Genomic DNA, 19830 nt, shown 5'->3' on the forward strand with positions numbered 1-19830 from the left:
CCCAGACCGACACCGCGTCGACCACGACATGACGGACGCATGACAGCTCCGTGTCTGTCCGGTGAACTTCTCCGCGGGGGTCACGCGTCGAGATGGGATCCTAGACGCGGTAGAATCGACGAAGGTTTTTCCGAGCTGCTCGATGTGTCGCGTGCCGTAGACGGTGTGGGGCGCGTCGGGCGCTGTCATGTCGAGAGCGTGCAGAGGTGTGAAGGTGTCAGAGACGGAAGCGGCCACCACAGAAGGCGTCTACGATGTTGCCCGCATCGAAGCCAGATGGGCCGACTACTGGACGACGAACAACACGTTCGTCCCCACCGACGACGGCTCGCGTCCGCGTCGCTACGTGCTCGATATGTTCCCTTACCCCTCGGGTGACCTGCACATGGGCCACGCTGAGGCCTTTGCGATGGGTGACGTCGTGGCCCGGTACTGGATGCTGCGCGGCTACGATGTGATGCACCCGATCGGCTGGGACTCCTTCGGACTGCCCGCGGAGAACGCCGCCATCAAGCGCAACGCGCACCCGGCCGAGTGGACCTACGCCAACATCGAGACTCAGAAGAAGTCTTTCCAGCGGTACGCGATCACCACCGACTGGTCGCGCGAGCTGCACACCTCGGACCCTGAGTACTACACCTGGACCCAGTGGCTGTTCCAGCAGTTCTTCCGCAATGGCCTGGCCTACCGTAAGGAGTCTCCGGTCAACTGGTGCCCGAAGGACCAGACCGTGCTGGCCAATGAGCAGGTCATCAACGGTGGCGAATGCGAGCGCTGCGGTACTCAGGTCACCAAGAAGAGCCTGAACCAGTGGTACTTCAAGATCACCGACTACGCCGATCGTCTGCTGGACGATATGGGCGAGCTAGAAGGGCACTGGCCCGAGCGCGTGCTGGCCATGCAGCGGAATTGGATCGGTCGCTCCACGGGTGCCACCGTGCGGTTCGCCGTCGAGGATGGCCCCGAGATCCCGGTGTTCACCACCCGTCCCGACACCCTGTTCGGCGCCACCTTCATGGTGGTTGCTGCGGACGCCGAGCTGGCGCGTGAGCTGGTCGACGACGAACACGCCGCGGCACTGGAGCAGTACCGCGAAGACCTCAAGCGGGTCTCCGACATTGAACGCCAGGCCACGGATCGCCCGAAGACGGGTGTGTTCCTGGGCCGCTACGCCGTCAACCCCCTGACCGGGGAACGGCTGCCGATGTGGGCCTCCGACTATGTGCTCTCCGACTACGGTACCGGTGCGATCATGGCCGTTCCGGCCCACGATCAGCGCGACCTGGACTTCGCCCGCGTCATGGACCTGCCCGTGCGCGTGGTGGTCGACACCGGCGAAGAAGATCCTGCCGCGAGCGGGGTCGCCACCCACGGAGACGGCCTACTGGTGAACTCCGGTGAGCTGGACGGTCTCTCCAAGGATGAGGCCATCGTTCGCGCCGTTGAACTGTTGGCGGCACGCGGCACCGGCGAAGCCTCGGTCAACTACCGTCTTCGCGACTGGCTGTTATCACGTCAGCGGTTCTGGGGCACTCCGATCCCGATCATCCACTGCGAGCACTGCGGAGAGGTTCCGGTGCCCGAGGATCAGTTGCCGGTGCGCCTGCCGGAGAACCTGCGCGGTGAAGAGCTGGCGCCGAAGGGCAAGTCACCGCTGGCGTCGGCAACGGAATGGCTTAACGTGGACTGCCCGCAGTGCGGTGGCGCCGCTCAGCGCGACACGGACACCATGGACACCTTCGTGGACTCCTCCTGGTATTACATCCGGTATGCCTCCGCGCAGGACGACACCCAGGCATTCGACCGAGCTGCGGTCGACCGCTGGTTGCCCGTGGATCAGTACGTGGGCGGCGTCGAGCATGCCATCTTGCACCTGCTGTACTCGCGGTTCTTCACCAAGGCGCTCTACGACATGGGGCTGATCTCGTTCACGGAGCCGTTCAAGGCGCTGCTGAACCAGGGGCAGGTGCTCAATGGTGGCCGCGCGATGTCGAAATCGCTGGGCAACGGGGTGGACCTGGGCGAACAGCTGGACACCTACGGTGTTGATGCGGTGCGTTTGACCATGGTGTTCGCTTCGCCTCCGGAAGACGACGTCGACTGGGCTGATGTCTCGCCCGGCGGTGCCGCAAAGTTCCTGGCTCGCGCTTGGCGACTGGCCCACGACGTCTCCGAAGCCGGTGGGGATCGCGACGCCGCCGCCTCCACCGGTGACCGTGGCCTGCGTCAGAAGACCCACCGCACCGTCTCCGACTGCGAGCAACTGCTCGACGAGCACAAGTTCAACGTGGTGATCGCCCGGCTGATGGAGCTGGTCAACGTCACCCGTAAGACCATCGACCAGGGCGCCGGCCCCGCTGATCCGGCCGTGCGGGAAGCCACCGAGGTGGTGGCTCAGCTGCTGAGCCTGGTCTCGCCGTACACCGCCGAAGACATGTGGGCGTTGCTCGGGCACGAGCCGTCGGTGGCCCGGTCGTCCTGGCTGAATGTGGACCCCGAGCTGTTGGTCGAGGACACCGTGGTCGCCGTAGTGCAGGTCAAGGGCAAGGTCCGTGACCGCCTGGATGTCTCCCCGCAGATCACCGCCGCCCAACTCGAAGAGCTGGCACTGGCCTCGGAGACCGTGCAGAAAGCTATCGGCGACGCCGAGGTCCGCAAGGTCATCGTCCGTGAACCCAAGCTCGTGAACATTGTGACCGGGTGAGCCCGGAGGACTCGATGGCCTCGCATTCTCAGTGGTTCCGCGACATCGTGCAACGGTCACGCGCCGTGCGCGCCGAAGCGACCGGGTGGGGCCGCTATGGCATCAAGCCACCGCGTCGTGAACGCGCAGCCATCGTGACCGACTCCAGTTGCTCGCTGCCAGCCGATGTGCTGACCCTGCCGGTGGGCTCTCACCTCCGTACCGTGCCGATGCCGGTGATGGTGGGCGACCAGATCTACTCCGAGGGCACCGAAGAACTATCCGCACAGTTACCCCTGGCGTTAGCAGCCGGAACCGCGGTGAAGACTTCGCGGCCGGCTCCCGGAGCCTTCGCAGACGCCTACACAGAGCTCGCCCGCGAGGGATACGGCTCCATCATCGCGGTGGTGCTCTCGGGTAGGCTGTCCGGTACCGCCGATGCGGCACGGCTTGCCGCCGGCGAATCACGGATACCAGTGCAGGTCATCGACTCCGAAACCACCGGGATGGCCCTGGGAACCGCCGTGCTGGATGGCTTACTCCGATCCCGTAACGGGCTACCCGCAGAGGAGATGGCCCGCCTCATCACCACCTCCGCCCGGGCATCCCGAGTATTCTTTACTGTGCCCAATCTCGAACAGCTACGGCGTGGTGGCCGCATCGGAGCCCTCGCTGGCCTGCTGGGCCAGCTGCTGCAGGTCAAACCCGTACTGACGCTCAACAACGGCGCCGTGGCGCTGCTGGACCGGCCCCGTACCACCGCGCGAGCCATTGACTCCCTGATCCGCCAGGTCCGCCAAGAAACTGCACAACGTCCCTCTCGAGTAGCGGTGCACGGCTATGGGAACATGGACGCCGCCCACGAACTGGCCGGGCGTCTTGCTGCAGACTCGACGCTGACCGTGCCGGTCATTCCGCTCCCGGCGGTGCTGGCCGCACATCTGGGTCTTGGTGCCCTCGGTGTCACCGTGAGCCCCGATTTCACCTTGCCAGAGTTCCTCCAGGATGGCCCGCCGGAACCAACCGCACCACCCACCGACTGACTCCTCCACACCCCGCTGAACGCGGTCACCGGTTCGCAGGCTCTGTCCCCGTGCACACCTGAGACGCGCTCCAGAGTGCACGGTGGGCAGATGGGCAGACACAGTCAGACTGAACTACTCCCGGCATTGACGTCCTCTCCGGACAATCTCGAGCCGGACTATCGTCCCATTGAACAGCGTTCGGTGCCCGCAGCACCGCTGTGGCGCTCCCGCATGGCCGTCTCCGCAGTTTTGGTGATCGTGGTGATCGCCGGGACGTGGTGGCTATTCCGTTGGTTGCAGGAACCTGCTGGCAGCTCCGTTGAGCAGCAGGTGGAGCTGCCCACCGAAACTGAAGAACACACGGCAGCCCCGGTGACCGTCACCGCCCACGGGACCCCTGCCCCGCAGGTGATCGTGCACGTCGCCGGTGAGGTCAGGGAACCAGGGATTGTGGAACTAGCTGAGGGGTCACGGGTCATCGACGCCATCGACGCGGCCGGCGGCCCCACCGATGCGGCTAATCTGGCCGGACTGAATCTTGCCGCGGTGCTCAATGACGGTGAACAGATTATGGTGCCCGACGAGAGCGGCACTGCACCGTATCCAGCGACTGACGCCGCAGATACCTCCACAGGAACCAACAGCGGCAGGGTGAACCTGAACACCGCTGACGACGCGATGCTTCAGACATTGCCTGGGGTGGGGCCTGCCATGTCAGAGCGAATCATTGAGCACCGCGAATCGGTGGGGCCGTTCACCACGATGGCCGATCTCGACGCCGTTTCCGGAATCGGCCCCGCCATGATGGAGAAACTCGAGGGCCTGGTGAGTTGGTGAGGGATCAGTCGGTTCCGCGCCGTGACGCTCCCGCCCCGCTCGATCTTCGCCTGGTTCCAGCCGCCGGTCTCTGTCTCCTCACTGCACTCTGGGTCGACCAGATGGACGCCCGAATTCTGCCTTGGCTGGTGCCCGGGCTGCTCGCCTGCGCGGTGCTCGGCCTGATGATGGTGATGGTGCTCCATACCCGCCCCCTTCAACCTGGGCCCGGTGCGGCGTTCGTCGGGTCATTGGTGCTGGCCTGCGGGCTGGCCTCCATCGTCGCAGGGCACGCAGTTGCCCAGCGCGAAGCCAGAATCCTCGTTGGGTGGGAAAGCGCCGTGTCCAGTGACACCCCTTTACGGTTAAGCATCGAACCTGGAGGAACCGTCACTCAGAGCGAATCCACGTACGGGCCTCGCTGGCATCTGGCCGGCACCATTACAGGTTACGGACACCCGCATCTGCGGCTCGAGTCGCCAGTGTCGGTCGTGCTCTCGGGTGAAGGGCAGGGGACGGAACCCCCAGATATCGCGACAACCATCTGTGTGATTGCCACGGTAGACGATAACGGCTCCACCGTATTCGCTGCCGCACAACAGCCACCCCAGTCCGGTCCGTGCGCGTCCACGGACACAGCAACAGCACCAACAGAGTCGGATAACCCGGAAGAACGGCAGGGCAGAGAGCGGATCCGCCAAGCGTTGCGTGATCACACCGCACACACCATCGGCGCCGCCCCCGAACTACTGCCAGGGCTTATCCTGGGAGACCGATCGGCCCAGAGCCAGGAACTAGACCAGGCTATGAAGGACTCCGGGCTGAGTCACCTGTCGGCCGTCTCCGGAGCTAATTGCTCACTCGTTGTGGGAGTGGTCACGATCTTGCTGCGCTCAGCCCGCATGCCCCGCGCTGTGGTGCTGACCGGCGGCTTGGGCACCCTGCTGCTCTTCGTCGACGTTGTTGGCTGGGAGCCCTCGGTCGTTCGTGCCGCGACGATGGGTGCGATCGGCGCGTGGGCGGTGTTCTTCGGTCGTGGTCGCCAAGCGCTGCCCGTGGTGTGTTTAGCCGCCTGTGTTCTGCTGTGCATTGTGCCCGAGCTTGGGCGAGAACCGGCCTTTCAGCTGTCCCTGGCGGCGACCACCGGCATCGTCCTCGGAGCACGTCCAGTCGAACGCTGGCTGAGTGGGGGACTGCAGCGGATTCTTCCAGAGCCCGTGGCGCTCACGATCTCCGCGGCGTTGGCCATGGCCGTCTGCGCGCAACTCGCTTGCCAGCCAGTGCTACTCGGGCTCACCGGTGCTGTGAATATCTACGCGGTACCAGCCAACATGTTGGCCGCCCCCTTGGTTCCCTTCATCACCGTTCCCGGCACCCTTGCTGCTTTCATTGGGGTCATCGCACCCGGGGCAGCCGAACTGATCCTGACCGTCATTGCCCTGCCCGCCGCCGGGATCGGATGGATCGCCGACACCGTGGCCCGTTGGCCGCACGCGCTGACTCCTTGGCCCGACGGCACCGTGGGAACGGTCCTCATCGGCCTGCATCTGGTGGCGATGGTCGTGGTGCTGCTCAAGCTGATGCGCTGGGAACGACGAGGCCATCCAATGGTCCGCTTGTTGGGTACTCGGGACTGTGCCAAGCCTCGAAGAGGCTCTCACTTCCTCCGGGATCAGTTGGGGTGGGTGATCATTATTGTCGCCGTGGTGGCCCAGGCCGCGGCGCTGACGCCCACTCATACCAGTAGGCTTCCGTTGGACTCGAACGTGGTCATTTGTGATGTCGGGCAGGGAGATATGGTGCTCATCCGAACCTCGGACCATGCGGCCATCGTTGTTGACACCGGCCCTGATGACGAGGCCGCTCAGCGGTGTCTGCGCGAAAACCGCATCGAGGACATCCCGTTGGCCGTGATCAGCCACCTGCACGCCGACCATGTGGCGGCTCTCGACGCCATTGTCGACATCGCGCGGCCCGAGCGCATTGTGTACAGCACCGCCGAACCGGACACCGCGTCCACTGACCTGGATCAGGCCTCCCCAACCGAAACGGATCAAGATAGCCCAGCAATTACGGTTCAGGGGGCTCACATGCGTATCCCCACAGAATCAACCAGGACGAACGCCCTTCCTGATTACGCGCAGCGAGCCAGTAAAGGACAATCCGGCGGATTCCGGGGCAATATTGCTGGCCGAGAGACCACCGTAACCTGGAGCGTGTTGGAGGCCGACGGTCAGGCCACGAATGAGAACGACTCATCCATCCAACTCCTGGTGGATATTCAGCACGAAGCCTCGTCGCTGAGCATGCTGATGACCGGCGACATGGAGGAAGATGCCACCCGCGGGTTACTCAATGCGGGCGTCCTTCCGGATCGGGTGGACGCCCTAAAAGTTGGCCACCACGGCGCTCGAAATGGTGGCACCGAGATCATCGAAGCAATGGATCCAAATATCTTCCTTATTGGTGTCGGCGCCGACAACAGCTACGGGCATCCGCATCCCGACATCGTGGGTGCGGCCACGCGTACCGGAACGGTGTTGCGCACTGACTTGCACGGTTCGGCAAGTTTGACCCTGGGGGAGCGGAGCGTGAAGATCGACACCAGCAGATAGGATATTTCCATGGCAGCGACGCGATCACGCACGGCACCGAGCACGGACTGGCGCACGGTGACGGCACAAGCACTCATTCTGCTCAAGGGACCCGAGGAGCTGATTGTCACTCGCGTGATTGATCGGGTTCGCGAAGAATTACGGGTCGAGGAGCCCGAGCTCGAGGTCCACAACATTTCCGCATCCGACTACACCAGCGGAGAGTTGACCATGCTGGCCAGCCCCTCGCTTTTCGGAGAAAAAAAGTTGCTGCTCGTGCAACAACTTCACTCCATGTCTGAGGCGTTTCTCACCGATTGTCTGGACTACGTCGAGCAGCCCTCCGACGATGTCACCATGGTGGCCTGGCACCAGGGCGGCAACCGGGGCAAGAAATTGGTGGACGCATTCGGCAAGCACGGTTCGGTCGTGGACTGTAAGGCGATCACCTCGGAGAAGGACAAAACCGAGTTCATTCAACAGGAATTCCGCGCTAACCGGCGCCGCATTGACCCGGAGGCCGTGCGCGCACTGCTGGATGCCACAGGGAGTTCCCTCTCCGATCTGGCTGCTGCCTGCTCGCAGCTCATGAGTGACACCGAAGGTGCCATCACCGAGCAGACAGTCAACCGCTACTACGGAGGTCGTATTCAGGCCACCGCCTTCAAAGTGGCGGATGCGACGCTGGAAGGTCGACCAGCCGAAGCCATCGGGCTATTGCGGCACGCCCTGGCCACCGGCGTGTCTCCTGTGGCCGTCACCTCGGCTTTGGCCATGAAAACCCGACAGCTGGCGCGCATCGTTGACGCCCGTATCGGGCAAGGACAGATCGCCTCAGAACTGGGGATGGCTCCATGGCAGGCGAAACGCGTCGCAGCCACCGTGCGTTTTTGGCGTCCAGACAGCATTGCGGCGGCCGTCGAGCAAGTCGCTCAGGCCGATGCAGAGGCCAAAGGACAGGCGCGCAACGCAGACTACGCGGTCGAGAAAGCGATCACGAACATCGCACTGGCTGCACGTCGATAACAGAATCACTCGCTAAGAGTGATGACAAAACTAAGGCGGCCGCTCCCGAAAAATCGGGAGGGGCCGCCTCGTACGTGGTGGTTCAGCCGATCAGGCGCCCAGTGCGTTCACGCGGCGGGCGATGCCCGACTTGCGGTTGGCGGCCTGGTTCTTGTGGATGACGCCCTTGCTCACGGCCTTGTCCAGCTTCCGGCTGGCAACGGCCACGGCCGAAGTCGCTGCGTCCTTGTCGCCAGCGGCGACAGCCTTATCGACGGCGCGGATGGCAGTCTTCAGCTCGGACTTGTACGCTACGTTCCGAAGACGAGCCTTCTCATTGGTGAGAATGCGCTTCTTCTGAGACTTGATGTTGGCCACGAATATGGTCCTTCTCTGTCAACTGGTTGGTCGGTGAGGGAATTTCTCGGACACCGGCGACTGAGCGGCGTGGGGAATGCCTAGGAAAGCCGTTCCGAGAGTGCCCGTCGACCTGCGCGGACACACGAGGATTCAGAATATCACGAATCAGGCGGTTCGTGCCTCGACTGCGGCGGCGACGCGCTGATAGATTCGCTCCTTCAGCACCCCACCCTCGCGCCGCAGGTCGCGCGGATTCAGCTGAAGCACTCGAGTCAGGTTGACTTCACTGGGACGACCCTTCGGATCCCAAGCTCCCGAGCCAATGTCGAGATAGTCCTCATCATGGGACGACGCGTTGTTGCGATCCCTGGTCGTGAGCTGCAGAGCCAGCAAGTAACGACCCCTCCGAGCGATGATCAACACGGGACGATCCTTGCCCCTGCCATCAAGTTCTTCGAACGGCACCCACGTCCACACCACTTCACCTGGGCCCGCCTCCGGGCCGGGCACAGGATCGTACTCACAGCGCACCGCACCCCGAAAATCTCCGGGATAGTCCGTCACCTCATGGCTGGGCTGAGGCGGGGTGCGGGTTCCTGCGCCGTTCTCAGCGGAACGGTTGCCGCCCTGACGCTGCTGCTGGGGTGTGTCATTTCCCTGCCGTGCCCGGTTAATCTGCTGGGCAAGACGAGTCACCTGTCGACCGAGTCGCATAATGCGATGGAGGTTCATAGCCATGTTCTTCAGCGTAAAACATCCGCGACCCAGTGAAAGACTCTCCGGCTCCGAGGGTGGCCCGCCACAGCAGGCAGGAAAACATGAAACAATAGGGGATCTAGACATTCAGCGTCGTTAAGGATTCCACTTGGCGACGACACTGATTCGCCCCGAAAAGGATGATGCTCGTGTCGCCGATGGCGTCCCACCCTCCGGTCCCCGCCAGCACTGACCCTGCCGTGCTCCGGAACTTCTGCATTGTCGCCCATATCGACCACGGTAAGTCCACTCTGGCTGACCGGATGTTGCAGTCCACTGGAGTTGTTCAGCCCCGCGATATGAAGGCCCAGTACCTGGACCGCATGGATATCGAACGCGAACGCGGTATCACCATCAAATCCCAGGCCGTGCGTATGCCCTGGGAAGTCGACGGCACGAACTACGCGCTGAACATGATCGATACTCCAGGCCACGTGGACTTCGCCTATGAAGTATCACGATCGCTGGCTGCGTGCGAAGGCGCGATCCTCCTGGTCGACGCCGCCCAAGGTATCGAGGCACAGACGCTAGCCAACCTCTATATGGCCATGGAACATGACCTCACCATCATTCCTGCGCTTAACAAGATTGATCTGCCGGCCGCCGATCCGGATCGCTACGCCGAAGAGATCGCCCACCTCATTGGCTGCGAACCCGACGAGGTGCTGCGTGTCTCGGGCAAGACCGGTGTCGGTGTCGATGCGTTGCTTGATCGTGTGGTCCAGGACGTGCCTGCTCCCGAAGGTCAGGTGGACGCCCCAGCTCGCGCAATGATCTTCGACTCGGTCTATGACACCTATCGCGGTGTGGTGACCTACGTGCGTGTGGTGGACGGGTCTCTGTCTCCTCGCGAAAAAATCGAGATGATGTCGACCGGAGCCACCCACGACCTACTGGAGATCGGTGTATCCTCGCCCGAGCCGCAGCCCACCAAGGGTCTGTCCGTCGGCGAGGTCGGCTACCTGATCACCGGTGTGAAGGATGTGCGCCAGTCCAAGGTCGGCGACACGGTGACCTCCCACGCCAAGCCGGCCGAGACTCACATTGGTGGCTATGACGAGCCTCAGCCGATGGTCTTCTCCGGGCTGTACCCGATCGACGGCTCCGACTACCCAACGTTGCGTGACGCTCTCGACAAGCTCAAGCTCAACGACGCCGCCTTGAACTACGAACCAGAAACTTCGGTTGCTCTTGGCTTCGGCTTCCGAGTGGGCTTCCTGGGTCTACTACACCTGGAGATTATTCGCGAGCGCCTGGAGCGAGAGTTCAACCTCGATCTCATCTCGACCATGCCGAACGTGGTCTACGAAGTCACCACGGAGGACAAGTCCGTGGTCACCGTGACCAACCCCTCGGAATTCCCCGAAGGGAAGATCCTCTCGGTTCAGGAACCGATGGCCTCCGCCACGGTGATCGTCCCCAGCGAGTACATCGGTGCGGTCATGGAGTTGTGCCAGTCCAAGCGCGGTCACCTGCGCGGCATGGACTATCTCTCTGAAGAACGCGTTGAAATCCGTTATTGGATTCCGTTGGCCGAGATTGTCTTCGACTTCTTTGACCAGCTCAAATCCCGTACCAAGGGATATGCATCGCTGAACTGGCAGCCCGATGGGGACCAAGAAGCGGACCTGGTCAAGGTCGATATTCTGCTGCAGGGCGATGCCGTGGACGCTTTCTCGTCGATTACCCACCGCGACAAGGCATACTCCTACGGGGTCATGATGACCGGGAAGCTCAAGGAACTGATTCCTCGGCAACAGTTCGAGGTGCCGATCCAGGCGGCTATTGGTTCCCGGATCATCGCTCGTGAGAATATCCGGGCCATCCGCAAGGATGTCCTCTCCAAGTGCTACGGCGGCGATATTTCTCGTAAGCGGAAGTTGTTGGAAAAGCAGAAGGAAGGCAAGAAGCGGATGAAGATGGTCGGTCGCGTCGAAGTGCCGCAAGAGGCCTTCATTGCTGCACTGTCCTCCGACGGTGGTGGCGACCAAGCCAACGCCAAGAAGTGAGTCTGACGAGGAATTTGTGCCAGGAACTCCGATAACCGCGGATCCGGCTCCGACCGACGGACTACTGCCGGACACGGTAGCGCAGACCATTAAGATCGCCAAACGCTCCGGGGCTGCGCGGACCTTTTCGCTCTACGTTCATGTGCCGTTCTGCACGGTTCGGTGTGGCTACTGCGACTTCAACACCTATACGGCAGAAGACCTGGGCCCCGGAGCGTCCCGGACCAGCTACGCAGATACAGCCATCGCTGAGATTGCCTTCGCTGCCGACGTCATGAACGCCTCGGATATTCCGGCGCGTCAGTTGCACACCGTTTTCTTTGGCGGAGGCACCCCAACGCTGTTACCGGCCGCGGACCTGGTGCGCATTCTCGATGCTGCCCGTTCTCAATGGGGCATCGCCGAGGGTGCTGAGATCACCACGGAAGCAAACCCCGATTCGGTCACTCGGGAGTCGCTATGGAAGCTAGCCGAGGGCGGATTCACCCGAGTCTCCTTCGGTATGCAGTCTGCAGTGAACCACGTGCTGGACACTCTTGAGCGCACTCATCGTCCCGAGAACGTGCCAACGGCCGTAGCCTGGGCGCGGCAGGCCGGGCTGGAAGTCTCGCTCGACCTGATCTACGGGACACCTGGGGAGAGCCTTGAAGACTGGCGCACCACGCTCGATACTGCGCTTCAGCTACAACCGGACCACATTTCCGCTTACGGGCTCATCGTTGAAGAAGGCACCAAATTCGGTGCCGCCGTCCGGAGGGGAACCCAAGCAGATACTGATCCGGACGACCAAGCGGACAAGTACCTGCTGGCCGACACCGTGTTGGCTGAACGCGGCTATCACTGGTACGAAGTCTCAAACTGGGCGCACGATCCAGACCGGCGCGGCATCAACCAAGGTCGCCACAACGTCGCCTACTGGCGGGACCAAGATTGGTGGGGTGTGGGTCCCGGAGCGCATTCGCATCTAGCGGGGGTACGCTTCTGGAATGCCAAGCACCCTGCGGCCTACGCTCAGCGTTTAAGGACCGGAGTTTCTCCGGCGATCGGACGCGAAACCCCCGACGCAGAGGCTCGCCGGCTGGAGCGGATCATGCTGGGCGTGCGTCTATCGGAAGGACTGGCCATCGCAGATTTCGACGATGACGAGCCCTTGGATCGGGCGGAGATCACCAAGCTCATTGCCGACGGACTCATTGACGGTGCCGCAGCGTTGCGTGGTCGTATCATTCCTACCCTGCAGGGACGCCTGCTCGATGACGCCATCACCCGCCGACTCGCAGGATTCTGATCAATCATCATCAGCACGTTTTCGGCACCGGGTCGTATGCTGAGCCCATGACTTTCTTGCACTCTCACCTGGCGGTGCCTACGAATGGATTCGGCGCATGAGCGGGGGCTTGGTTGCTCTGCTCGACGACGTCGCTTCTATCGCCCGGGCAGCGGCGGCCAGCGTCGACGATGTGGCCGCGGCGGCCGGCCGGGCCAGCACCAAAGCCGTGGGTGTTGTCATCGACGATACGGCGGTGACTCCGCAGTACGTCGAGGGCGTGAAGCCGGCTCGTGAGTTGCCGATGATCTGGCGGATTGCCCGCGGGTCCCTGATCAACAAACTGGTGATCATCCTGCCAGTTGCCCTGCTCTTGAGCGAATTTTTGTCCTGGGCGCTGACACCGTTGCTGATGCTCGGCGGCTCATATCTGTGCTTTGAAGGCATGGAGAAGACCATCGAGAAGTTCCGCGGCGGATCTCACAAGGGCCACGGGGCCGATCATGAGCAGCCTCGTGATGAGGATACTCTCGTCAAGGCAGCTATTTTTACCGACCTCATCCTGTCGGCCGAAATCATGGTCCTTAGCCTCAATGAGGTTGCCGATGAGACTTTTTGGCGACGTGCCATCATCCTGATCATCGTTGGTATCGGTATCACCGCGGTCGTGTACGGCGTGGTTGCCTTGTTGGTGAAGATGGACGACATTGGGCTGAAGCTCGCCACTGGCCACCGTCCCCGGTGGGCGAGTTTTGGCCGCGGCTTGGTCACCGCGATGCCCAAGGTCCTCGCCACCATCGGCGTGATCGGGACACTGGCCATGCTGTGGGTTGGCGGACACATCATGGTGGTGGGAATGGACGAATTGGGCTTCTCAATGCCCTATCACCTCATCCACGGGGCTGAGGTGCTGGTTCCGGCCGGATTCTTGGCGTGGCTGGTCAACACCGCGCTGTCCCTTGTGGTCGGCGCTATCTGGGGCGCGATCCTGGCGGGGTTGTGGTCGCTCACGCCTTGGAGCCACGGTTTGGACAGCGACGACACAACGACGGACCACGAAGCTAGTAAGGGTGCCGCGTCGGCGCAGGGCGCGAAGCGCGCGGCGCTGGGTGGCAAAACGCCCGGCGCCATCGGCGCCGGTCATCAGCATCCAACCGAGAACTGACCCGCTGGGTCAGTCCGACCGACATCAGTTGATCAGGCGGAGGTTAAACGGGTAGCGGTAAGGTCGTCCCTTGTTGACCTCAATCCCGGCCACCACCCCGGAGATCGTCATGAACAGCCACAAGAGCACCGCGACGACTCCGAAGATGGCACCGATGATCGGGAGCAGCGCCAGCAGGTTGGCAACCACGGCAACCACGGTGAGGGGCAGAGTGAAGTTCAGTGCTTCCTTGGATTCCTGGGCCGTGAAGGGTCCACGGTCACGCATCACCATGAAGATGACGAGGGAAGGAATTGCGCCGAGGAATGCGCCAAAGTGGCTGAGCATGGCCCACTGGCGGTCTTCTTGAGGGGTCAGCGGCCGAGCCGAGGTCGAGCTGGAGTTCTCCGATGCGTCGCCGCGGGGGTAGCCAGGATGCTGAGCCACAGTTCACCGTGTCCTTTGTCTGCAGATTTCGTGCGGATGTCGGCCACTAGTTTACCGGTAAATCTGGGCTCCCCGGACGCGTACACAGGGCGCTCGAAAAACTCTCAGGGAATCACTGGTCGTCGTTCAGTTGACCGGGCTCGGTCAGGAAATCGATGACCTGCTCGACCCGCCCCAACAGGGATGGTTCGATGTCTGCGTAGGTGGTGACCTGACTCAACAAGCGCTTCCAGCCAAGACCCACATCCTCCTTGGTAGAGTGCGGCCACCCCAACCACCGAAGGATCCCGGTCTTCCAATCTTGACCACGGGGAATCTCGGGCCACGCCTCGAAACCCAGCACCCGAGGCTTGATGACCTGCCACACGTCCACATAGGGATGTCCCACGATCAGCACGTTGCCGGTTGAGCCCGGTACCGCCATGGCCTCGCGGGCGATGCGTTCTTCCTTCGAACCGGCGACCAAGTGATCCACGAGAATGCCCAGGCGGCGCTGCGGACCAGGGGAGAAATCACGGATTGCGCCAGCGAGATCGTCGACCCCGTGAAGCGGTTCCACGACAATACCCTCGACGCGCAGGTCGTCGCCCCATATTTTCTCCACCAGTTCGGCGTCGTGGACACCTTCTACCCAGATCCGAGAGGCGCGCGCAACGCGGGCCCGATGCTGTTCTACTTTCACGGAGCCGGAGGCGGTACGTCGGGGTGCGGAGCGGGTGGCGGCCACGTAGGGGACCAACCGGATCGGTTCGCCGTCGATCATGAATCCGTGACCCAACGGGAAGGAACGACGCGTACCGCGTCCGTCTTCCAACACGGCAAGATGCACTCCGCCGGAACGTTCGGTGCGGATGATCGCGCCGGTGAAGCCGGACGCGGACTCCTCGATGACCTCACCCACCTGGGCCGGGACATCGCGCACCTCGCGCTTGCTGGCCCGCGGGTCCAGAGAACCCGGACCCCAGGAATCCCAATTCATCGGTGTCTCCTTCGATCAACGCCAATCCGAACGCCAGAGACGCTACCATCGGGTGGGCTCCGACACCCGCAGCGCCACGATGCAATGGGCGCCGTTGACGTACTAGACTTAGCACTGAGCAATAGTGAGTGCTAATGACAGCTGACTCGGTTGAGGAGGGGTGAACATGTCTGAATTGCCGCGTCGAATGAAGGTTCTGCAAGCGATCGTCGAAGACTATGTCTCCTCCCGTGAGCCGGTGGGGTCCAAAGCGCTGGTGGATCGACACGATCTGGGAGTGTCCTCGGCCACCGTGCGTAATGACATGGCGGCGCTGGAAGAAGAAGGACTGATCGCCGCCCCGCATACTTCCGCTGGACGCATCCCCACGGACAAGGGCTACCGGCTCTTCGTCGATCGGATCTCGGATGTGCGCCCGCTTTCGGCGGCCGAGAAACGCGCCGTCCAGATGCTCTTGGACGCCACTGATGACATCAACGACATGATGGCCCACAGCGTGCGGCTGCTTGCCCAGCTGACCCAGCAGGTCGCCATCCTCCAGTATCCACACCTCGACTCCGCGACGGTGCGGCACCTGGAAATGGTTTCGCTCGGACACGGCCGGGTGCTGGTGGTACTGATCCTCTCCTCCGGCAAAGTGGACCAGCGCACCGTCGCCATCGAGGAGCCGTTCACGGAGACGGACCTCGACGTCGTCAAGCAGACGTTCCTTGGCCACCTTCAGGGAGTGGGGCCAGCGCATGCCTCGGCCGCCATGGAAGTGGCGATGGAGCTGATTCCGCCGACCGAACAACACCTCGCCGGTTCCTTGCGAGAGGCGCTGGAGGCCTTGTTCGCCACTGGCCGAGAAGATCGCATCATCTTGGCCGGCACTGCTAACCTGGCACGCACCCCGGGGGACTTCCCGTACTCGATCGGACCGATCTTGGAAGCCCTCGAGGAGCAGGTCGTGTTGCTGAAGCTTCTCACGGAAATGGACCAAGACCTCAACGGACTCTCGGTACGCATTGGCACCGAGAATTCGGGTTCGCTCGCCGAGACCTCTGTGATCGCCGCGGGATATGGCCCCGGCCAGATTTCGAAGCTGGGCGTGGTAGGTCCGACCCGCATGGACTATCCCGGAACGATGGCCGCAGTGCGCGCTGTCGCCCGCTATTTGTCCCGCATTCTCGCGCAGTAGCGCGCCGGAAGAGGATCCCGGCACGCACGCATAACTGACGTTTCACCGATTGGAAGGAAGACTCGACACCGTGGCTGACCACTATGAGGTTCTGGGTGTCTCTCGCGAGGCGACCCGCGAGGAGATCAAACGCGCCTACCGCAAGAAGGCCCGCCGACTGCACCCGGACCACAACCCCTCACCCGAGGCGGCTGAGGAATTCAAGAACGTCTCCCGCGCCTACGATGTGCTTCAGGACGAGAACAAGCGGCGCAACTATGACGCCACGGGTAACGAGAACGGACAGGCCGCAGGCGGCTTCGGTGGTGCGGGCGGCTTCGGCGGCTTCTCCGATATTTTCGAGACATTCTTTGGTGGCGGACAGGCCTCCGGTCCGGCAAGCCGTGCCCGGCGCGGTCAGGATGCGCTGATCACCGTTCCGATCGACCTCCACGACGCCGTGTTCGGCGTGGACAAGACCATCGAGGTCGACACCGCGGTGCGCTGCGAGACGTGCAACGGCACCTGCTGCGAGCCCGGTACCTCTCCGGAGACCTGTAGCCACTGTGCCGGACAGGGACAAGTACGCCGCCCGGTCCGCTCCATTCTGGGCACCGTGATGACCGCTGAGCCGTGCCCGCAGTGCCGTGGCTTCGGCACCACCATCCCCAGCCCCTGCCACGAATGCGGTGGGCAGGGTCGAGTGCGCGATCGTGCATCGATGACCATCAAGATCCCTGCCGGTGTGGACGTGGGCACCCGCATCCAGCTCGCCGGGCGCGGCGAGGCCGGTATCGGCGGGGGGCCCAATGGTGACCTGTTCGTGGAGATCGACGTCCGCAATCACGACGTGTTCACCCGCGATGGCGTGCACCTGACCGCCACCATGTCGCTGCCGATGACGGCCGCGGCGCTGGGCACCGAGGTCACCCTGGATACTTTTGACGGGGAGCAGTCCATCAAGGTCAAGCCCGGAACCCAGTCCGGCGAAGTGCACACCCTGAAGGGACTCGGCGTTGGCCGCTTGCGTGGTACCGGTCGCGGCGATCTGAAGGTGACCCTGCGCGTGGAGACCCCTTCCAAGCTGGATGACGAACAGCGCGAGCTCCTCGAGAAGCTGGCCCAGCTGCGCCATGAAGACATCGTGCACGGACAGGTCGAGACTCGCGGGCTGTTCTCCAAACTCAAGGAGAACTGGCGTAACCGTGACTGATCCGCTGTTTCTGGTGCCCGCCGGCAGCCTGGCTGGTCTTGAAGAAGGCGACCAGGTACGGCTCGGCTCGGCTGAATCCGCCCACGCGGTGAAAGCCATGCGGCTGCAGGCCGGGGAGACCGTACTGGTCGCCGATGGATGCGGGCAGTACGCCACCGGCGTGGTCTCGGATACCTCGGCCGTCGCAATGTCCGTGACGATCCAGCAGTGGGGGAGCACCCCCGAAGCGCAGCCGCGTCTGGTGTTGGTCCAGGCGCTGGCAAAAGGCGACCGGGACCTGTTGGGCGTCCAGACGGCCACTGAAGTGGGTGTCGACGCCGTCATCCCGTGGGAGGCTCAGCGCTCGGTGGTCCGGCTGAAGTCCGACAAAATCGACAAAACGCTGGCTAAATGGCGGACGAGCCTGGAAACGGCGGCCAAGCAGGCCCGCCGCACTCGGGTTCCTACCTTGCGCGATCCCGTGACCGGCACCGACATTGCGGGCCTGGTGGCCAGCGACACGATAGTTCTCGTCCTGGACGAGAACGCCACCGACTCGTTGGCTGCTGTTGTGTCCGGATGGGAACCGGCACACCTGCGGGCCGCCGTTGATTTGGTGCTCGTCGTCGGCCCGGAAGGCGGCATCAGTGATGCGGAGGTGTCCGCGCTGGTTGAGGCCGGGGCGTATCGGGTGCGCATGGGCGAGCACGTCATGCGTTCATCCACGGCCGGACCCATCGCGGTCGCTCTCGTCCAACAACTGTTGTCCCGCTGGTGAGGACCCGGGATAAACTGAGGCAACCGCGGGATTGACCAAGCCCGACCCAGCATCCGAGGGAGATGACCCGTCCACTGTGACTGACCTGGAACAGCCAGCCTCCGCCGACGACGAAATCAGCATCAGCTTCTCGTCCGCCGACGCCATGATCCGAACCTTCGGTCCCCAAGACCTGCTGTTGCGCGTGCTCGAAGGCGTCTATCCCGGGCTCCGGCTGTCCGTACGCGGAGAAACCCTCACCGTTTCCGGCCCGGCCCCGGCGGTGCGCCAGACCGAGACCATCGTGGATGAGCTGCATGGCACCGCCCAATCGGGGGTGACCGTCTCGGCGGACGTCATTGAACAAACCGTGTCGTCCGTGCGTCAGGCCGCCAACCCCACTGATATGTCGGCCCGACGGGGCACGGAGTCCATTGTCTCCTCGCGCGGTCGCGCCATCCGGCCCAAAACGATCAACCAACAGAGTTACGTCGAGGCCATCGACCACAACACCGTCATCTTTGGGCTCGGCCCAGCCGGCACCGGCAAGACCTACCTCGCGATGGCAAAAGCAGTTCAGGCGTTGCAAGCGCGCGAGGTCAACCGCATTATCCTCACCCGCCCGGCGGTGGAGGCCGGAGAATCGCTGGGCTACCTGCCGGGCTCGCTCAATGAGAAGATCGACCCCTATCTGCGTCCGCTCTATGATGCGCTGCACGACATGATCGAACCTGAGTCGATCCCACACCTGATGGAGGCCGGCACCATCGAGGTGGCCCCGCTGGCCTATATGCGTGGACGTACCCTCAATGATGCCTTCATCATTCTCGACGAAGCACAGAACACCACCGGTGAGCAGATGAAAATGTTCCTCACCCGCCTGGGCTTCAACTCGCACATGGTCATTACCGGCGACACCTCCCAGGTCGATCTGCCCCGCAACACCGACTCCGGGCTGGCCCAAGCGGTGGAGTACCTCGAAGGCATCGAAGATATTGCGGTGGTGCGTCTGACCAGCTCCGATGTGGTGCGGCATCGGCTCGTTTCCAAGATTGTTGATGCCTACCAAGAACAACAGGATCTGCGCGGTGCCGGTGCTAGCCGTCCCGCCCACGGACCTCGCAACGCGCGACGGCGCTCCGGCCACGATCGAGGAGGCAACCATGGCGGTTGAGATTCTGAATGAGACGGACGACGACGTCGACGTTGAAGCGCTTCAACGGTTGTGCGCGTTTCTCTACGAGTCCCTCCACCTGCACCCGGAAGCCGAGCTGTCACTGATCTGTGTGGACGACGCCGCCATGGAGCAGCTGCATCTTGAATGGATGGATCTACCCGACGCCACCGACGTCATGAGCTTCCCCATGGACGAGTTGCGCCCCGGCACCGTGGCCCAGCCTACGCAGGGGTTGCTGGGTGACATCGTGATCTGCCCCTCGGTGGCGGCACAGCAGGCGAAACGCATGGGACACTCCACCGACGATGAGATCCTGTTGCTGGCCACCCACGGAATGCTGCACTTACTGGGCTTCGACCACGACGAGCCCGACGACAAGCAGCAGATGTTCGCCCTGCAGAACGAACTGCTCACTGCGTTCCTGGGACGCCCGGCCCCCAGCCCCACGGAGACCTAATCC

General features: G+C 62.9%; 17 protein-coding genes. 13 read left to right on the forward strand and 4 right to left on the reverse strand.

Going from position 1 to position 19830, the window contains the following annotated elements:
• Positions 1-187: 187 nt before the first annotated feature.
• The 5 genes from leuS (at position 188) to holA (ending at position 8144) form a co-directional block, all read left to right on the forward strand.
• On the forward strand, positions 188-2704 hold the full coding sequence (gene leuS / locus O1A05_RS10485) for a leucine--tRNA ligase (RefSeq protein ID WP_442867628.1): 2517 nt from the start codon (positions 188-190) through the stop codon (positions 2702-2704).
• A 14-nt stretch (positions 2705-2718) separates the two neighbouring features.
• Positions 2719-3726, forward strand: coding sequence for a DegV family protein (locus tag O1A05_RS10490; RefSeq protein ID WP_270105156.1), 1008 nt, complete (start codon positions 2719-2721; stop codon positions 3724-3726).
• Positions 3727-3816: 90 nt separating this feature from the next.
• On the forward strand, positions 3817-4545 hold the full coding sequence (locus tag O1A05_RS10495) for a ComEA family DNA-binding protein (protein ID WP_270105157.1): 729 nt from the start codon (positions 3817-3819) through the stop codon (positions 4543-4545).
• Positions 4542-7139, forward strand: a complete 2598-nt coding sequence (locus O1A05_RS10500; protein ID WP_270105158.1) for a ComEC/Rec2 family competence protein — start codon at positions 4542-4544, stop codon at positions 7137-7139. Before O1A05_RS10495 ends, O1A05_RS10500 begins: the two co-directional genes overlap by 4 nt.
• A gap of 9 nt (positions 7140-7148) precedes the next feature.
• A complete protein-coding gene (holA, locus tag O1A05_RS10505; protein WP_270105159.1) occupies positions 7149-8144 on the forward strand; it encodes a DNA polymerase III subunit delta in 996 nt (331 codons plus the stop codon).
• Between the two features lie 90 nt (positions 8145-8234).
• On the opposite strand, the gene rpsT is transcribed toward holA, so the two are convergent.
• Together rpsT and O1A05_RS10515 are read right to left on the reverse strand one after the other, a co-directional pair.
• Positions 8235-8501 (reverse strand): 30S ribosomal protein S20, encoded by a 267-nt coding sequence (rpsT, locus tag O1A05_RS10510; protein WP_270105160.1) that lies wholly within the window; start codon positions 8499-8501, stop codon positions 8235-8237.
• Positions 8502-8648: 147 nt separating this feature from the next.
• The gene (locus O1A05_RS10515; RefSeq protein ID WP_270105161.1) at positions 8649-9221 is read right to left on the reverse strand and encodes a type II toxin-antitoxin system PemK/MazF family toxin; all 573 of its coding nucleotides are present in this window, start codon (positions 9219-9221) and stop codon (positions 8649-8651) included.
• 167 nt (positions 9222-9388) lie between these two features.
• Here O1A05_RS10515 and lepA point away from each other — a divergent pair, with 167 nt between their 5' ends.
• From lepA to O1A05_RS10530, 3 genes are all read left to right on the forward strand, one after another.
• Entirely contained in the window at positions 9389-11248 is a 1860-nt protein-coding gene (gene lepA / locus O1A05_RS10520; protein ID WP_270105162.1) for a translation elongation factor 4, read from the forward strand.
• A 16-nt stretch (positions 11249-11264) separates the two neighbouring features.
• Positions 11265-12536, forward strand: coding sequence for a radical SAM family heme chaperone HemW (gene hemW, locus O1A05_RS10525; RefSeq protein WP_270105163.1), 1272 nt, complete (start codon positions 11265-11267; stop codon positions 12534-12536).
• A 97-nt stretch (positions 12537-12633) separates the two neighbouring features.
• On the forward strand, positions 12634-13680 hold the full coding sequence (locus O1A05_RS10530) for a DUF808 domain-containing protein (protein ID WP_270105164.1): 1047 nt from the start codon (positions 12634-12636) through the stop codon (positions 13678-13680).
• Between the two features lie 24 nt (positions 13681-13704).
• Here the strand turns inward: O1A05_RS10530 and O1A05_RS10535 are convergent, their stop codons facing one another.
• Both O1A05_RS10535 and O1A05_RS10540 read right to left on the reverse strand, forming a co-directional pair.
• On the reverse strand, positions 13705-14106 hold the full coding sequence (locus tag O1A05_RS10535; protein WP_270105165.1) for a DUF4870 domain-containing protein: 402 nt from the start codon (positions 14104-14106) through the stop codon (positions 13705-13707).
• Between the two features lie 112 nt (positions 14107-14218).
• On the reverse strand, positions 14219-15085 hold the full coding sequence (locus O1A05_RS10540) for a DUF3097 domain-containing protein (RefSeq protein WP_270105166.1): 867 nt from the start codon (positions 15083-15085) through the stop codon (positions 14219-14221).
• Positions 15086-15251: 166 nt separating this feature from the next.
• Between O1A05_RS10540 and hrcA the strand changes: the two genes are divergently transcribed.
• The 5 genes from hrcA to ybeY all read left to right on the forward strand — a co-directional run bounded on the left by hrcA (position 15252) and on the right by ybeY (position 19827).
• Positions 15252-16265, forward strand: a complete 1014-nt coding sequence (gene hrcA, locus O1A05_RS10545; protein WP_270105167.1) for a heat-inducible transcriptional repressor HrcA — start codon at positions 15252-15254, stop codon at positions 16263-16265.
• A gap of 70 nt (positions 16266-16335) precedes the next feature.
• Entirely contained in the window at positions 16336-17457 is a 1122-nt protein-coding gene (dnaJ, locus tag O1A05_RS10550) for a molecular chaperone DnaJ (protein WP_270105168.1), read from the forward strand.
• Positions 17450-18214 carry a 16S rRNA (uracil(1498)-N(3))-methyltransferase gene (locus O1A05_RS10555; RefSeq protein ID WP_270105169.1) on the forward strand — a complete coding sequence of 255 codons (765 nt, stop codon included), beginning with the start codon at positions 17450-17452 and terminating at the stop codon, positions 18212-18214. The genes dnaJ and O1A05_RS10555 overlap by 8 nt, the downstream gene beginning before the upstream one ends.
• A gap of 76 nt (positions 18215-18290) precedes the next feature.
• Complete coding sequence (locus O1A05_RS10560; protein ID WP_442867629.1) at positions 18291-19367, forward strand: PhoH family protein; 1077 nt, start codon at positions 18291-18293, stop codon at positions 19365-19367.
• Positions 19357-19827, forward strand: a complete 471-nt coding sequence (gene ybeY / locus O1A05_RS10565; protein ID WP_270105170.1) for an rRNA maturation RNase YbeY — start codon at positions 19357-19359, stop codon at positions 19825-19827. The genes O1A05_RS10560 and ybeY overlap by 11 nt, the downstream gene beginning before the upstream one ends.
• Positions 19828-19830: the final 3 nt, after the last annotated feature.

Origin of the sequence: Citricoccus sp. NR2 (assembly GCF_027594385.1) — a bacterium.
Lineage (GTDB): Bacteria > Actinomycetota > Actinomycetes > Actinomycetales > Micrococcaceae > CmP2.

Excerpts from the sequence above, each read along its gene's own strand:
- holA (WP_270105159.1), top strand. The coding sequence starts at position 7,149 with ATGGCAGCGACGCGATCACGCACGGCACCGAGCACGGACTGGCGCACG.
- hrcA (WP_270105167.1), top strand. The coding sequence starts at position 15,252 with ATGTCTGAATTGCCGCGTCGAATGAAGGTTCTGCAAGCGATCGTCGAA.
- O1A05_RS10530 (WP_270105164.1), top strand. The coding sequence starts at position 12,634 with ATGAGCGGGGGCTTGGTTGCTCTGCTCGACGACGTCGCTTCTATCGCC.
- O1A05_RS10515 (WP_270105161.1), bottom strand. The coding sequence starts at position 9,221 with ATGGCTATGAACCTCCATCGCATTATGCGACTCGGTCGACAGGTGACT.
- O1A05_RS10490 (WP_270105156.1), top strand. The coding sequence starts at position 2,719 with ATGGCCTCGCATTCTCAGTGGTTCCGCGACATCGTGCAACGGTCACGC.
- O1A05_RS10540 (WP_270105166.1), bottom strand. The coding sequence starts at position 15,085 with ATGAATTGGGATTCCTGGGGTCCGGGTTCTCTGGACCCGCGGGCCAGC.
- O1A05_RS10495 (WP_270105157.1), top strand. The coding sequence starts at position 3,817 with ATGGGCAGACACAGTCAGACTGAACTACTCCCGGCATTGACGTCCTCT.
- leuS (WP_442867628.1), top strand. The coding sequence starts at position 188 with ATGTCGAGAGCGTGCAGAGGTGTGAAGGTGTCAGAGACGGAAGCGGCC.
- ybeY (WP_270105170.1), top strand. The coding sequence starts at position 19,357 with ATGGCGGTTGAGATTCTGAATGAGACGGACGACGACGTCGACGTTGAA.